Raw genomic sequence first — 15,628 nt, forward strand, 5'->3', positions numbered from 1 at the left:
TCACTGCACTTTGAAGAAACTATATGGCTAAGAACCTCAACAATCTGGTCATCGACTATTATAGAATGAGGAGCATATGCGATGGAAACAAACAGCGTTCAAATTAGTCTGTGTGGATTTATCCGCCATACTCAGCCTTTTCGGCAACTATATCGCAGTGGGTTGGATACCTATATCATCAGGCTGCAAGCAGAAGGGGAATGTGAAGTCCTCATCGATGGAGAAATGACTGCCGTAGTGCCGGGGGATCTATTGTTATTTAAGCCCTACGATATATATGATCTGAGAATCGGTGAAAAGAAAAGTCCTTTGGGACATAGTGTGGACTATTTTGTAATGTGTACAGGGGAATGGGTGGACCACTGGTGGAACCTGCGTGAGCGACCCAAAAAGGTTAGAATTGCGGATGATGGTAAGCTGCAAAGTGTATGGCAACAGCTTGATCTGGAGAATAGAAGACTAGACGGGGGTAGCCCTGAAATACTTGAAGCACTATTTAAAGCTTTATGTTTGTTGTTAGATCGGGCTATGGAAGAGGCACCTGCATCATCTTCGGCTTCGCTTCTACACGGACTTAAAATGAAGAGTTATGTGGAGGAGCATGCTACTTCAGAGATCAGACTAAAGGACGTAGCTGCTCATGCTGGAATTAGTGTGACAAGGGCTGTACATTTATTCAAGATCCAATTCGGTTATTCTATTATGCAATATGCGGGGCAAATCCGGCTTGCGATGGCACTGAGATTAATGGACAATACCAATTACACCTTAGAGCGTATAGCAGAGGAGACGGGGTTTGGAAGTTACACCTATTTTCACAGGGTGTTTCGGGAGCGTTATGGTGTCTCGCCAGGTATCTATCGAAAGAGAGAGTAGAAGGTTTATCAGTAAAAAGAAGCTGCCCCATAAATCACAGAGTAGGACTTCGGGGCAACTCTCGATTAGACGTTAATTATAGTAAGGCCAGCCAGCAGAATCCCATTCGAGATCACTGATTAACAATTTGGGTGCGCCATTCTCAGCGACACTGTAAGCATGGCGGACGATAACGTTGGTTCCGTATATATCCTGTCCACCAGGACCCGCCCAAAAACTGTTGCCGCTATCGATGACCGTAGCCCCGCCATTTTTCATATCGGTACCGTCCTTCGCATAGAAAGGCCCCAGTACGCTGGTTGAGCGTCCCACTGCAATTTTATAGGTGCTGTTTACGCCTGAGCAGCATTGGCCAATGGATACGAATAGATAATAATATCCGGTGTTTGGATTGTAAACCATGCTGGAGCCTTCAATCCCCCCGGATTTAGTCGCAATGCGATACGAGTTGCCCGTTGGCTTCATGGTTGTTTTGTTGATGGAGGTAATGTAAATCCCGTTGCTCCAGGAACCGAAGGTCATCCATAGGTTTCCGTTAGCATCTGCCGTAATGTTAGGATCAATGGCGTTATAATTGGAGGCGTCATTAGACGAGATAACGACACCTTGGTCCGTCCATTTTCCCCCGGAGATCGATTTAGTAGTTACTAAACCAATAGCAGACACTCTTGAGCCGAATGTGGAGATAGAATAATAGAGGTAATAGGTACCGTTATAGTAGAAAATTTCTGGGGCCCATACATCTAGCCCTTCTTGATTGGGAACGTAAGAGCTCCACCAGGAGGGTTTCGAGGTATAAATCGGGAGGGAGCGAATATAGTTAGTTCCATCGTTTGAGAACATCACTTGGAGACCTGATCCCGTGCTGAATACCCAATGTGTGTTCCCCTCTTTGATATATGAAGGGTCGTGTACGTTGGTATCTCCAGTCAGATTCCAGGTTGCTGCATAAGCTTGCGATCCTCCTGAGAAAACAGTTGTAAAAAGCATTAAAAAAGACAACAATAACAACCGATAACCTTGCCTACCTTTTTTCGCCATATTCCTTCTCCTTTTAGTTTAGATTTCCCTAAAGTGTTTCATTATTTTGCAATTGATAACGCTTACATAATATCTTGTATTATTTCTCTAGTCAATGATTCTTTTGGATCAATAAAAAAGCAAATCTCAGCCATCGGAGACTTGCTTTTTTATATTTTTATAATAAATCTGTGATCGCTTGTTCAAATAATCTGACACTATTTTCCCAAGTCCATTTGCGCGAATATCTTTCCCCCTGCTCCGCTAATTTAGTTCTTAAGTTGGGATCACGTATTAAGCGGATGACATCTTCACCGAGCCGGTTCTCATATCGATAAGAGAGCAAACAGTTTTTCTTGTGATGGGCGTATTCCATATTCCCACCCGAATATACACAGACTAACGCTGCTCCACAACGCATGGCCTCAAGTCCCGGTAAAGAACCTGTATCAAAAATACTTGAGCTAACAAAAATATCCGCACCGTTATAGTGATAGCAGAGCTCCTCATCATTTGCTGGCGTAAAGAACCGATATTTGCCAGTAGCTTTCATTCTTTGGAGAATTTCTGAGGTGTTGAACTCGTCAGGCGGACTGATGAAGTTAATATTTACATCGGGATATTGGCTTTTTACGTAATCCAGCTGTTCTATAAGATAATCTTGCTCGCGGTGCCAGGAGAAGCCGCGTTCTGTTTTTCTTAATATAGCTGTTATGTTTAAAGGCTCTTGAAGACTGTGACGGATATTCATATTTTTAAAAGAGGAGCTAATGCCAATGGGCACGATACTGCCGGTGATGCCATGATTTAAAAAGATCAGCTCCTGCTGCCAACGTGATAAAACGATTAGATGCTCAGTGATGTGATAGGAGGGGAAGGAGCGTCCGTTATCCGGTAAAAAAGGAGGCTCATAACATAAAGATAAACGTACATGAACCCCTTTTCCTTGTTTGCTTGCTGCTTGGGCGATGGGGACAGTTGTATAATAATTAGAAACAATGACGTCTCCGGGAGGAAAGTCATGCTCGTGAATATTCATATGTGAGGAGCGGATTACGTTTGCGCGCACATCATAAGAAATAGCGCCATCCACAGGCAAGAGGAGGTTGACCTGATGGCCCAAATCTGTCAGCCCATTGGTGAGCTCTACCAGCATACGTTGTGCTCCGCCATGAGATAAGGTCAGAATAGGGAATGTGAATCTCATTGATAATCCCGTCCCTTCCAAGTTAGAGCTGTAATAGTGAAACAATATGATTCAATCGTTATGTTTCTTATTTTATTCAGCTCCTATAGAAAAGTACCATTTAACAAGTTTACAAACAAAAGTAGAAGGAAGAGGGATTAGTATGAGTGAAATCATTATCGAATGTATGAGAAGGCTCGATCAATCCTTGGGGTATGTGGAGCAAGCTGTAAATAAGCTATCGACCGAAGAGATATGGTTTCGTCCAAAGTCAAAAATGAATGCCATTGGTAACCTATGCCTGCATATTGCGGGCAGCGAATATCAGCATCTGGTCAGCGGAATCGGCAATAAGCCAATAGAAAGAGATAGACCTAATGAATTTTTGACCAGAGGCGGTTATTCATCACAGGAATTATTGCAGTATATGCTGAAGGTCAGGGAAGAAAGCCGTGCGGTGGTGGGCAATTTGACGAAGGCTGATCTAGAACGGGAGGTCACCATTAGTTTCCCTGAGGGGGCTGGAATGGAGAATTATACTTGGAGTATTCAAAAGATTATGATCGGAGCGGTAGAACATTATTCCTATCATACAGGTCAAATCGTATATGCCTCCAAATTGCTGCAGAAAGAGGATGATCATCTGCTCAATAACTGGAAACACTATTTTTGAGCATAGATAAAGCTGGGATAGATGCGCAGCTGCTGCTAACACCTATCCTCAGAAGTGGGTTTTTATTGTGTTATAGGAGCAAGCTTCTTCAGTAAAGCAACGGTATCATTAACCTCCAGATCCTTGATATCTTCTAATGACACATCGATCATTGGCTTATATTCTTGGAGTTTGCGCAGGAAAGCTTCGGTATGGAATAATCCGCTGCCTGCTTTTCCGTGGTATGCTTTTTCACCATCTTGATAGATATCTTTTAAATGCGCCAGAATGATACGGTCGCCGAATAATCTGAAGGAATCATCGACAATTTGATCCTGCAAATGCGCAGCCGTGCCAATAAAATTACAAGGGTCCAATACAACACCTATACAGCTTGATGGGACTTCATCTAAGATGCGGCGCATCTTGTCTGGTGTAGAAAGTGTATGTGTGCAGACCCCTTCTAGTCCTAGAAAAACGCCCCATTTTTCAGCTTCCTCTGCAAGTTCTTCTATAGTTGCCCTTAACGTATCCCAGCCGATAGCTTCGTAATGGACCGGATCTTGTGCTTGAAAAGTAGTCAGCGCACCGGTCTCTGTTGCCACCATAGGTGCGCCGAATTGGCGGGCATAACGAAGATGCTCTTTAAAACGATTGATCTCAGCTCTCCGGATGACAGGATCCGGATGAACAGGGTTGATGTAACAGCCCAAAACACCGATACGTATTCCTGCTTTATCAAATTGTTCGCCAATATAGCTGGCAAGACCTGGACTTAGTTTACCGGTAGAAGTGTCGATGTCCTGAATGGCTTTGGATAATGCAAGCTGAACAAAATCGATATCATAATTCTGAAGGGTTGCAGTTAACGACTTGAGCGGCAGGCAGCCAAATGTGTGGGCTAGAGTTCCGTATCTGATGGGTAACCTCTCCTTTAATAGAGTAAGTATGAGTAATAACCTTCATAATAGTAACGCTTTCATAAGGATGCAAGTGATTTATCATTATCGCCGGTCAGGAAATTGATGATTTCAGTGTTGACTCTATCCGGTTGCTCATGATTAATGCCGTGTCCCGCACGGGGGATGACTTGGTAATGAAACTTTCCGTCCTCTAAAATATCTATGAAATCCTTTGATTGTTTTAATGCGTGTTCTCCTACTAAAAAATAGAGCTTATCTCTGACGGCAACTGCGGCGTTTCTATCGTATTTTTGAAGCTTATGAACAAACATAGCTTGTTGATTATGAGTGCGCATTAAAAGGATTAGATGAGCAGCTACTTCTGGGTGATTGTCAAATAAAGGGGAGTCAGGCGCACTTAACTTCTTCAGCACTTTCAGTAAATTGCGATCCGTGGGAACCAGAATCTCTGGGAACATCATCATTAGCGTTTGCAGCATGGCTTTGATTGGTGTGGTGACCATTCCGCCTTCCAAACAAATCACACGGTTCACTTTGTCCGGTTGCTTGGTCGCATAATTAAAAGCAATATAGGCGCCATTTGACACCCCTGCAATATTAAAGATGTCAATGCTCAGATGTTTGGCTATTTCATTAATCCATTCCACCTGCTCAAACTTTTGTTTATTAAAGTACGCATTAGGAATGCTTTTTCCGGGTCCGCCCAGAGTATCAATAGCGATGCAGTAAAAATGCCGCGATAATTCCTCGATGTTAAGGAGCCACATGACCGCCGAGTTATCACCAACGCCATGAAATAGAAATAAGGGGGGATTACTCTTTTGCCCGGTAAGGATACAATGCGTCAGCCCATATGTGGTTGGGAGATCGAGTTCTTCAAGAGGAATAGGCCACTGATCAACTAGCTGTTGGTAGGACTGCCACACTTGTTCTTTCGCCTTGGCATTCTTAAAGCTATTTACCATCACAAACCTCCGTAGTGAAAATACAACATCTGTATCTTATTCCAATAAGTATACTACGAGAGTGCGGAAGGAGGAGTGAGAAATAGAAACATTCCTGTGAAAAGTGGGGGAGCAGAAGGTGATTAGAGGGTGAGTAGATGGTGATTAGATTAGATAGATTAGATAGATTAGTTTAGATACCTGTTGCTTGATCACCTAGTAGTCACAAGGAGCCAGATAAGTGTATTTCATACAACTAAATTGCTACTTTACTCTCACTTCGGTGATATAGATGTACTTTGTACAACTATATCTCTCGTAATTAGCTGATTTAGCTAAATTGGGCGAATTTAATTGCACAAAGTACACTTAATACATTAGGCGTGAGCATTGAAGTGCATTTTAGTTGTAGATTGTGCAATTAAATAATGCATGCCGGTCTTTTTTGCGGTAAATTTTTGATAGGGAAGTTATTAATAACGTTCTAGGGGGGGATTATTATGCTTGTTGAGCTAAAGGAAGCTAGCATTTCAGATGGACGCGATATTTTTGAGATGATTGTGGAGATAGGTCCGGGGGAAAATGGATTCGTCAACAATGGATTTGATCTGGCTTTCAGTCAATTTCCTGATTTCATCCGGGAGAGGATAGCACTTTCACAAGGTGATAATCTTCCACCACAGTATGTAGCACAGACCAACTACTGGCTACTGATTGACTCCTATCCCGTTGGTGTCGGAAAATTAAGACATTCCTTAAATGATCAATTGAGGAAGTCAGGTGGACACATTGGCTATAGTATCAGACCCAGTGAGAGAGGAAGAGGTTATGGTACGATTTTTTTGGCAGAGCTGTTAAAAAAAGCTGCGGACATGGGGATTGATAAGGTCATGCTGACTTGTGAGCCGGACAATATATCTTCGAGAAAGGTTATTGAAGCGAACAAAGGAATACTACATGGTATTGAGAATGAAAAATGTAACTACTGGATCACCCTTTAAGCTGGTGTGAACAATAGGGGAGGAGTTGCCAAGAGGCAGCTCTTTTTTGTTATTCGCGATGTTATTGTAGTTAATCCAATGTAGATTCGTCTAAAATGTGAAAAAAATTTAAAATTTTGTTGAAAGCGCTCTATTCAAACACAAACAAATAGTTTAAAATCAAAACAAACAAAAATAAACAAAAAAACAAACATTCAAAAACGGAGGTATTCACAAATGGTACAAAACTTATGGGATTCATCTCGGGAAAAGAAATTAAACGGGGGATTGGATGCATTAGTGTTCCGCTCTAATCTGCTGGGCGAAGATCGCAGAGTCTGTAACTTTGGCGGAGGGAATACCTCCAGCAAAACGATAGAATTGGATTTTCGCGGGCGCGAGGTAGAAGTAATGTGGGTGAAGGGCAGCGGCTCTGACCTCGCTACGATGAAAGCAGGCAATTTTACCGGACTAAGGCTTCAGGATATTGCCCCGTTATTTGAACGTGATGAAATGCCAGATGAAGAGATGGTAGCTTATCTCGCAAATTGTATGATTGACCCTAAACATCCGCGTGCTTCCATCGAGACGTTGCTGCATGCATTTTTACCTTTCAAGCATGTGGATCATACGCATCCAGATGCCATTATCAGCCTATGCTGCGCTCATAACGGTAAGGAAATTGCCCGTGAGATTTATGGGGATCGTTTCGTATGGGTGCCATACATCCGTCCAGGCTTCACTTTATCCAAAATGATTGCCGAAGGTGTACTCGCAAACCCGAAAGCTGAATTAGTGCTGATGGAGAAACACGGTCTTGTGACTTGGGGGGATACACCTGAATCTTGTTATGCCAAAACAATCTCCATAATTAACGAAGCGGAAAGTTATATTGAAGAAAGAATTGAAGATCAGAACCTATTTGGCGGCCGCAAATCAGAAGCACTTCCAGAAGCAGAGCGACGGGCTGTAGCGGCCGCAGTGATGCCACTGATCAGAGGCGCAGTCAGCGATGAGCGTAAAATGATTTTGACCTTCGACGATGCGGAGGATGTGCTGCGTTTCGTAGGAGGGGCTGACTCGGAGAAGTTATCTGATGTAGGCGCAGCTTGTCCGGATCATTTGGTACATACCAAAATGAAGCCGCTTTTTGTTGCTTGGGAGCCAAACACCAATGATATCGATGGCTTGAAGGCGAAGCTGAGCGAAGTGATTAGCGCTTATAAGGAGCAGTACAAAGCATACTTCGACCGTAATAAACATGAGGGCGATGTAATGTTCGAGGCTGCGCCACGTGTGATCCTGATTCCTGGCGTGGGCATGATCAACTCAGGTAAAAGCTGGAGCAATTCTAAGATCAGCGGAGCCTTGTATCACCGGGCGATTGCTGTTATGCGCGGAGCTACTGCACTGGGAGATTTCGTCTCTCTTAGTGAGAATGAATCGTACAATGTGGAATATTGGCCCCTGGAATTATATAAATTATCACTGGCTCCGGCAGAAGCGGAGTTCTCCCGTAAAGTTGCCTTTATTACAGGTGGTGCCGGGGGAATTGGGAGTGAGACGGCTCGTCGTTTAGTATCAGAAGGAGCGCATGTTGTATTGGCAGACCTCAATCTGGAGGGTGCACAAAAAGTAGCAGAAGAGATTAACGCTAAGTATGGTGAAAATCGTGCATTCGCCGTTAAAATGGACGTAACTCAGGAAGAGCAGGTAACCGCAGCATATGCGGAGACAGCACTTTTTTATGGCGGGGTCGACATTATCGTTAATAATGCTGGGCTTGCAACCTCCAGTCCGTTTGATGAGACTTCATTAAAAGAGTGGAACTTGAATATTTCTGTACTGGGCACAGGATATTTCCTCGTTGCGCGCGAAGCTTTTAAGGTGATGAAGGAGCAAAAAATCGGTGGCAGCATGGTGTTCATCGGCTCCAAAAATTCTATTTTTGCAGGAAAAAGCGTCTCGGCTTACAGTTCTGCCAAGGCGCTCGAAGCCCATCTGGCCCGCTGTATAGCAGCTGAAGGCGGAGAGTTTGGCATCCGTGCCAATACGATTCTGCCCGATGCAATTTTACAGGGATCAGCCATCTGGAATTCGAACTGGCGTAATGAACGGGCGGCTGCTTACGGGATTGAGCCGGATCAATTAGAGGAGCATTACCGTAAACGCACGACGCTGCTAGTTAATATTTATCCGCGTGATATTGCCGAAGGCGTTGCTTTTTTTGCTTCTTCCAAGTCAGAGAAAACTACGGGTTGTATGCTGACAATCGACGGTGGAGTGCCAGCAGCTTTTACTAGATAAGAGGTAGCTTGAATATAGATAGGGATAACGGAGGAAAATCATGCTGATTGCAGACAGATATGAACGAATCGTAGAACTAGTGAATGAACGCGGCAGCATCCGTGTCTCAGAATTGAGTACATTATGCCAAGTGACGGAAGAAACCATTCGCCGCGATCTGGATCGATTGGAAAAAGCGGGGCGGTTGCTGCGTTCGCATGGCGGAGCAGTTAGCCTGCGTGACCGGCAACCGGAGACCCCTTATGCCGAACGAGAAATCATGAATGCAGCGGAGAAACAGCGGATTGCCCGTGAGGCGGTAATGATGATTAAGCCGGGCGATCGAATTCTGCTGGATGCCAGTACAACGGCTTGGTATATGGCTTCGCATTTGCCGGATATGCCGCTTACTGTGTTGACCAATTCTACTAGAGTGGCAGCAGAGTTAAGCGGGAAGGAGCGGATCGAGGTCTTTTCTACAGGCGGACAGCTGAGCCGCAGATCAATGTCCTATGTTGGTCATTTAGCAGAACGTTCGCTTGAATTGTATCACGTGGATAAGATGTTTTTTTCCTGCAAAGGATTTCATCTCGAACGTGGCGCTAGTGAATCAAATGAGCTGCAAGCTATGGTGAAACGAAAGATGATTTCTATAGCGGAGCAAGTGATCTTATTATGTGATTCCAGTAAATTTGGAATACAAGCGTTCACACATTTTGCGGCACCTAGTGATGTGGATGTCCTAATAACGGATTACAGCCCTGTTGAAGAACAAATGAAGCAGTTGCAGAAGCTGAACATCGCAATAACGACAGTGTAGTAAATAGTTGTGCAGGAGGTGAAGGCATGAAGGTATCGATGTTTATAACTTGCGTCAGCGATGCCGTGTTCCCGAAGGTCGGGGAAGCCATGGCTCGTCTGCTAGCCAGGTATGGCGTACAGCTGGAGTTTCCGGAGGTGCAGACTTGCTGCGGACAGCCTGCGTACAACAGTGGATATTGGAATGAAGCGCGGCAAGCTGCACTTACGATTCTACAGGCTTTTGATGACAGTGATTTTGTCATTGCACCTTCCGGATCCTGTACGGGGATGCTTCATCATTACCCTAAGCTGTTTCAGGATGATCCGGTTAATCTGGTCAAGGCGCAGAATTTGCAACGCAAATCCTATGAATTTAGCCAGTTTATGGTGCAGGTACTTGGCGTAACTGATCTAGGAGCAGTCTTTCCGCATAAGGTTACCTATCATCCTTCCTGTCATGGCACAAGGATTCTAGGGATTCGCGACGAACCTATGCAGCTTATGCAAAATGTGAAGGCGATGGAGCTGGTGCCACTGCCTTTTGCTGAGGACTGCTGTGGGTTCGGTGGAACCTTTGCCGTGAAAATGTCTGATATCTCCGGGGCGATGGTCACTGAGAAATCAGATCATGTGCTGGAGACAGAAGCAGAAATCCTAACGGGTCTGGATATGGGTTGTCTGATGAATATTGCCGGGAATCTGCGTTACCGCCGCGAACCCGTTCGAGTTATGCATTTAGCAGAACTGCTGTATGAGGGGGTGACTGATAAATGAGCCAAGCTACCACCAATCCCAAGGCGGGTTCAGAGAATGGAAAGCCAGCTACAGTAAAAGAACGTGCAGACTTGGCACTAAATAATGACTTTTTACGCAAGGCTGTTCGTTTTACCACGGAGAGACTGCGTGATGGAAAACAAAAAGCAGCTAACGATCATGGCCACTGGGAAGAGTGGCGTGAACGTGGGCGGCAAATCCGTCTACACACGATCGCCCATCTTGATTACTATCTGAACCTTTTTGCAGACAAGGCAAGAGCAAACGGCACACATATTCATTTTGCAGCAACGGGTGAAGAGGCTGTGAAGATTGCCCTTGAAATCGCGCAGCGAAAACAGGCAGCTTCTGTGGTCAAATCCAAATCAATGGTTACAGAGGAGCTGCATTTAAATAAGGCGCTGGAATCCATTGGTGTGGAGACCATAGAGACGGATCTGGGGGAGTATATTATCCAGCTTGCCGGGGAAACCCCGTCACATATCATTATTCCGGCGATTCATAAGAACCGCTACCAGATTGCCGAGCTGTTGTCCAAAGAGGCAGGAGAGGAGCTTTTGCCCGAAACTACTATCCTTGCTGGATTTGTAAGGCGTAAGCTGAGAGAGAAGTTCCTTGATGCGGATATCGGAATGACTGGCTGTAACTTTGCTATTGCAGAGACGGGTTCGATGGTGCTGTTCGAGAATGAAGGTAACGCTCGTATGGTCACCACTTTACCGAAAACGCAAATTACCCTGATGGGGATGGAGCGGATTATTCCTTCGTGGAGTGATCTTGAAGTGATGGCTACATTATTGCCTCGTTCGGCAACAGGGCAGAAGTTAACGGTATATATGTCGGGTATTTCTGGTCCCCGCAGGGATAATGACGGTGATGGGCCGGAAGAGCAACATATTATTATTCTTGATAATGGTCGATCTGAGCAGCTAGGCGATCCTGAGTTTCAGGAGCTGCTGAACTGCATCCGCTGTGGAGCTTGTCTGAATGCTTGTCCTGTCTACCGTCATATTGGCGGTCATGCATATGGAGGAACGTATAGCGGACCTATAGGAGCGGTGTTGACTCCGGCGTTGAATAAAAATGTAGATCAATGGGATGACATCGCCTCAGCCTCTAGCCTGTGCGGAGCATGTTATGAAGCCTGTCCGGTCAAAATCCCTCTGCATGATATGCTCATCTATTTACGGCGGCGGAAGGTAGAACGTGGTTATGGGGATAAGGCAGAAGGTCTCGGCATGAAGGGTTTTGGGGCGATCATGGCGAAGTCACAGCGATTTAGTAATGTGATGAAGGTAGGTAGAATCGGGCAAAAGCTGCTCGTACGAGACGGAGGAATTCCGTCGAAACTGGGCCCGCTGAAAGGCTGGAACAATTATCGGATCGCCCCGAAGCTGGCAGATCAATCCTTCCGTGAGAGCTGGAAGGGGCTGCAACAGGAGCTAGATAAGAACAGTCGCGAAATGGACCCTGTGATACAGAAGCGAATGGAAGATTTACTAGCGAAGCGGAAGCGGAAGCGGGAAGAGCTGGAAGGAGGGGCCGGGCATGACTGAAGAGACGCACAGTAACTGGTTGGAACGTATGGAGCAGGATTCACGTGAACAGCAGCAGGCATTCATGAATGATATCGCTCGCCGCCTGAAGCGGCCGAGAATTACTGAAGCTCCTGCACATCCTTTTCGCGGCGCACCGCAGTACTGGCAGCAATTCCAGTGGAGTCCGGAGGAAAGGATTGAACAATTTACGGCGAATTTTCAAAGCGCCGGTGGTCATGTATTTCGTGTGCAGGATATGGATGAAGCCAAGGCTTTCATCGTCAGCAAAGTCAATGAGATGCTCGCACGATATATTCTCCGGCAAAATGTCACCGAGCTAGCAGTACTTCGACTAGAGGAGGAACTCACAGATACACGGGTGTCTGTCTGGAATACGGATGATCAGGAGGCATGGAAAGCTAGGGCGGCAGAGGCTGATATTGGAATTGTGATTGCGGATTATGCAGTTGCTTATACAGGCTCCATTTCTGTGCTGTCCTCTGAGAATAAAGGCCGTTCAGTCAGCTTATTGCCTACCGCATTAATTGCCATCGTTCCATTGGAGCGGCTGAAGACTCGTCTCGGTGAGGTGCTTATTGATTTTGATGAAGCTGGGCCATCGGGGCTGCCGGCGGGCATTCATTTTATCTCCGGACCTAGTCGTTCAGCGGATATTGAGAATGATCTGACGATAGGCGTGCATGGTCCAGGAATCGTATTCGCTTTGCTAGTAGGCTGATAGGAGATAAGGAGTGTTGTATAGGGATGAATACACAAGCTCATAATCAAATTCGAAATCATATCGCTGTTGATATCGGAGCCTCTAGTGGGAGAGTGGTCTGCGGAACCTTGCAGCAACCGGGAGGAACCCTGTCTATAGAAGAAATTCATCGCTTCAGTAATGGATTCGCTGAACAAAATGGTAATCTTTATTGGGATATAGATTATTTAGTTGCTGAAATCGTCAAGGGCTTACAGCAGGCCAAGGCTAGAGGGATCGAGCGCTGCACTGTGGGCATCGATACTTGGGGTGTCGATTATGTACTTCTCGATCAGGAGGGAGAGCGGATTCATGAAGTTTTTTCTTATCGTGACTCCCGAACGGATGGCGCGATAGAGAGGCTGCATCGCAAGATCTCGACTGAAAGCGTTTACGGAAAGGTGGGGATACAATATCTCCCGATTAATACATTGTATCAGCTGTTTGTGCATGATCAGGCAGAGCTGGAAGCAGCACATTCCATCCTGCTGGTCCCTGATTATCTTTATTATCGGCTTACGGGTCGCAAGATTAGTGAAGTGACGATAGGTTCCACCTCTGGGATGCTGAATCTTCACACTCGTGATTACGATGAGGATCTTCTGTCGGTGCTTGGTCTTTCAAAAGAGCAATTCCCTCCCTTAACAGAACCTGGGGAACCCGTTGGGAGGTTGACGGAGGACTTGGCGGCTCGCGGTGATCTTCCAGATTGCGAGTTCATAGCAGTAGCCTCTCATGATACAGCATCAGCTGTATTAGGGGTTCCGGCAAACAGCGAGAACTGGGGATTTCTCAGTAGTGGTACTTGGTCACTCATCGGGGTGGAACGGGGTTCAGCCATCACAAGTCCAGAGGCAATGTTACGCAACTATACGAATGAATGGGGAGCCTACGACTCATTCCGGTTTCTTAAGAATATTATGGGCATGTGGTTGATTCAAAAGGTTCGTGAGGAGTACGGCGGACAATACAGCTTCGGCGAGCTGGTAGAGCTGGCAGCACAAGAAATCCCTTTTAGATCAATCATTTATTGCAATGATGAACGATTCATGAATCCACAGAGCATGATTGACGAGATCCGGAGCTATTGTGTGGAAGCAGGACAGTTGGTTCCTCAAACGCCTGGGGAAATGGCTCGATGTGTATTTGATAGTCTTGCTTTATCTTATTATTTCTACATTCAGGATCTCCAGCAATTGACGGGTGACAACTTAGAGAGGCTGCATATCGTTGGCGGAGGTGCGAATAACGGTCTGTTGTGCCAGATTACGGCAGATCTGCTGGAGATGGAAATTCACGCCGGACCAACGGAATCTACGGCTTTAGGCAATCTAGTGGTGCAGATGATCAGCACGGGTGCTGTAAATGATCTTCAAGAGGCGAGAGAAATTATAAGTCGTTCATTCCAAGTTACATCTTATATACCGAAGGGGATGGACCCCACGACCAAAAAGGCGGCTTTGGCACAGTTCGCCCGGCTGCAGGCCGTTAATTAGTAGCTAAGTTAAGAGGCACGCGAGCCAAAGAGAGGCAAAAGTGCCTCACCTAAAACACACTAAGCTAAAAATCAGGAGGCTCAATCATGGAGCAGAGTAAAGAGAGCTTACAGAGCATTCAGAACAGCTACAATGAAGCGAAAAAGCTTTACGCACAGCATGGGATCGACGTAGATAAGGTGTTGCAGCAGCTAGCGGAAATTAAGATTTCTTTGCATTGTTGGCAAGGTGATGATGTGAAGGGATTTTTGAATAAGGAAAAAGAACTGAGCGGCGGGATCGCAGTCACTGGAAGTTACCCGGGGAGGGCCGGGAATCCGGAGGAGCTGCGCCGTGATTTGGAACAGGCCCTTGCACTCATCCCAGGCCAACATAAAATAAATTTACATGCTATTTATGCGGATACAGAAGAGACTGTAGATCTCGATGCTTTAGAGCCTAAGCATTTTGAGCGATGGGTGAGCTGGGCCAAAGAGCAGGGACTCGGATTGGATTTCAATCCTACCTGTTTTTCTCATGAAAAAGCAAACGATGGCTTCACACTGAGCCACCCAGATCCTGAAATCCGCAACTTCTGGATCGCTCATTGCAAGGCCTCACGTCGAATCGCCGAGTCCTTTGGCCAGGCATTAGGTCAGCCTTGTGTGACTAATTTTTGGGTTCCAGATGGTTATAAAGATACGCCGATCGACCGTTTGTCACCAAGGGTACGGCTTCAGCAGTCACTCGATGAAATCTTCAGCGAGGAAATCGATCAGCAATATAACATTGATGCTGTAGAAAGTAAGCTGTTTGGTATTGGTTCGGAAAGTTACGTGGTTGGCTCACATGAATTCTATATGGGTTATGCGCTAAGCCGGGGCAAGGCGGTGTGCTTCGATGCTGGGCATTTCCATCCAACCGAGACGATTTCGAATAAGCTGTCTTCCTGGCTGCTGTTTGGGGATCAATTGCTGTTGCATGTTAGCCGTCCAGTACGCTGGGATAGTGATCATGTGGTAACTATGGACGATGAGCTGCTCGAGATTGCCCGTGAACTGGTTCGTGGCCAGTTTCTGGACAGGACGCATATTGGGTTAGATTTTTTTGACGGAAGCATCAATCATGTTGCTGCTTGGGTGATCGGAACACGAAATACATTAAAAGCTTTGCTTCGTGCCATGCTGGAGCCAATCGAGCAATTGAAGCAAATTGAGCTGGATGGAGATTACACTTCAAGACTTGCCTTGGTCGAGGAATTTAAATCGTATCCGTTTGGAGCCATTTGGGATTATTATTGTGCGAAGAATGGCGTACCGGTCCGGGAAAGCTGGCTAAATGAAGTAAAACAGTATGAGGCAGAGGTTTTATCGAAAAGATAGAGGTGGAAGTAGAAGCAGAACGAGCTTTGAC

14 protein-coding genes are annotated in these 15,628 nt (G+C 45.7%); 10 read left to right on the plus strand and 4 right to left on the minus strand.

The window, feature by feature from the left end; genetic code table 11:
• Positions 1 to 81 precede the first annotated feature (81 nt).
• Entirely contained in the window at positions 82 to 876 is a 795-nt protein-coding gene (locus MKX34_RS11320) for an AraC family transcriptional regulator (protein ID WP_076105384.1), read from the plus strand.
• A gap of 72 nt (positions 877 to 948) precedes the next feature.
• Here the strand turns inward: MKX34_RS11320 and MKX34_RS11325 are convergent, their stop codons facing one another.
• On the minus strand, positions 949 to 1,917 hold the full coding sequence (locus MKX34_RS11325) for a glycoside hydrolase family 43 protein (protein WP_036689758.1): 969 nt from the start codon (positions 1,915 to 1,917) through the stop codon (positions 949 to 951).
• A 157-nt stretch (positions 1,918 to 2,074) separates the two neighbouring features.
• Complete coding sequence (locus tag MKX34_RS11330; RefSeq protein ID WP_036689759.1) at positions 2,075 to 3,103, minus strand: glycosyltransferase family 4 protein; 1,029 nt, start codon at positions 3,101 to 3,103, stop codon at positions 2,075 to 2,077.
• Positions 3,104 to 3,245: 142 nt separating this feature from the next.
• Between MKX34_RS11330 and MKX34_RS11335 the strand changes: the two genes are divergently transcribed.
• On the plus strand, positions 3,246 to 3,755 hold the full coding sequence (locus tag MKX34_RS11335; protein ID WP_076105385.1) for a DinB family protein: 510 nt from the start codon (positions 3,246 to 3,248) through the stop codon (positions 3,753 to 3,755).
• Positions 3,756 to 3,817: 62 nt separating this feature from the next.
• On the opposite strand, the gene MKX34_RS11340 is transcribed toward MKX34_RS11335, so the two are convergent.
• Together MKX34_RS11340 and MKX34_RS11345 are read right to left on the minus strand one after the other, a co-directional pair.
• Positions 3,818 to 4,684: a sugar phosphate isomerase/epimerase family protein gene (locus tag MKX34_RS11340; protein WP_305953653.1), complete on the minus strand. Its 867-nt coding sequence runs from the start codon at positions 4,682 to 4,684 to the stop codon at positions 3,818 to 3,820.
• 29 nt (positions 4,685 to 4,713) lie between these two features.
• A complete protein-coding gene (locus MKX34_RS11345; protein WP_076296311.1) occupies positions 4,714 to 5,622 on the minus strand; it encodes an alpha/beta hydrolase in 909 nt (302 codons plus the stop codon).
• Positions 5,623 to 6,101: 479 nt separating this feature from the next.
• Between MKX34_RS11345 and MKX34_RS11350 the strand changes: the two genes are divergently transcribed.
• The 8 genes from MKX34_RS11350 to rhaA all read left to right on the plus strand — a co-directional run bounded on the left by MKX34_RS11350 (position 6,102) and on the right by rhaA (position 15,597).
• The gene (locus MKX34_RS11350) at positions 6,102 to 6,602 is read left to right on the plus strand and encodes a GNAT family N-acetyltransferase (protein ID WP_076296312.1); all 501 of its coding nucleotides are present in this window, start codon (positions 6,102 to 6,104) and stop codon (positions 6,600 to 6,602) included.
• A 216-nt stretch (positions 6,603 to 6,818) separates the two neighbouring features.
• A complete protein-coding gene (locus MKX34_RS11355; RefSeq protein WP_076296313.1) occupies positions 6,819 to 8,888 on the plus strand; it encodes a bifunctional aldolase/short-chain dehydrogenase in 2,070 nt (689 codons plus the stop codon).
• 40 nt (positions 8,889 to 8,928) lie between these two features.
• A complete protein-coding gene (locus tag MKX34_RS11360) occupies positions 8,929 to 9,687 on the plus strand; it encodes a DeoR/GlpR family DNA-binding transcription regulator (RefSeq protein ID WP_036689767.1) in 759 nt (252 codons plus the stop codon).
• Between the two features lie 26 nt (positions 9,688 to 9,713).
• Entirely contained in the window at positions 9,714 to 10,442 is a 729-nt protein-coding gene (locus MKX34_RS11365) for a (Fe-S)-binding protein (protein WP_036689769.1), read from the plus strand.
• Positions 10,439 to 11,998, plus strand: coding sequence for a LutB/LldF family L-lactate oxidation iron-sulfur protein (locus MKX34_RS11370; RefSeq protein WP_076296314.1), 1,560 nt, complete (start codon positions 10,439 to 10,441; stop codon positions 11,996 to 11,998). The genes MKX34_RS11365 and MKX34_RS11370 overlap by 4 nt, the downstream gene beginning before the upstream one ends.
• The gene (locus MKX34_RS11375; protein ID WP_038570021.1) at positions 11,991 to 12,719 is read left to right on the plus strand and encodes a lactate utilization protein; all 729 of its coding nucleotides are present in this window, start codon (positions 11,991 to 11,993) and stop codon (positions 12,717 to 12,719) included. Before MKX34_RS11370 ends, MKX34_RS11375 begins: the two co-directional genes overlap by 8 nt.
• Before the next feature lie 26 nt (positions 12,720 to 12,745).
• Positions 12,746 to 14,236 (plus strand): rhamnulokinase, encoded by a 1,491-nt coding sequence (rhaB, locus tag MKX34_RS11380; RefSeq protein ID WP_256717600.1) that lies wholly within the window; start codon positions 12,746 to 12,748, stop codon positions 14,234 to 14,236.
• 86 nt (positions 14,237 to 14,322) lie between these two features.
• Entirely contained in the window at positions 14,323 to 15,597 is a 1,275-nt protein-coding gene (gene rhaA / locus MKX34_RS11385) for an L-rhamnose isomerase (RefSeq protein ID WP_076296315.1), read from the plus strand.
• The last annotated feature ends 31 nt before the right edge of the window (positions 15,598 to 15,628 follow it).

The organism is Paenibacillus sp. FSL R5-0636, assembly GCF_037974255.1.
GTDB lineage: Bacteria > Bacillota > Bacilli > Paenibacillales > Paenibacillaceae > Paenibacillus_AQ > Paenibacillus_AQ odorifer.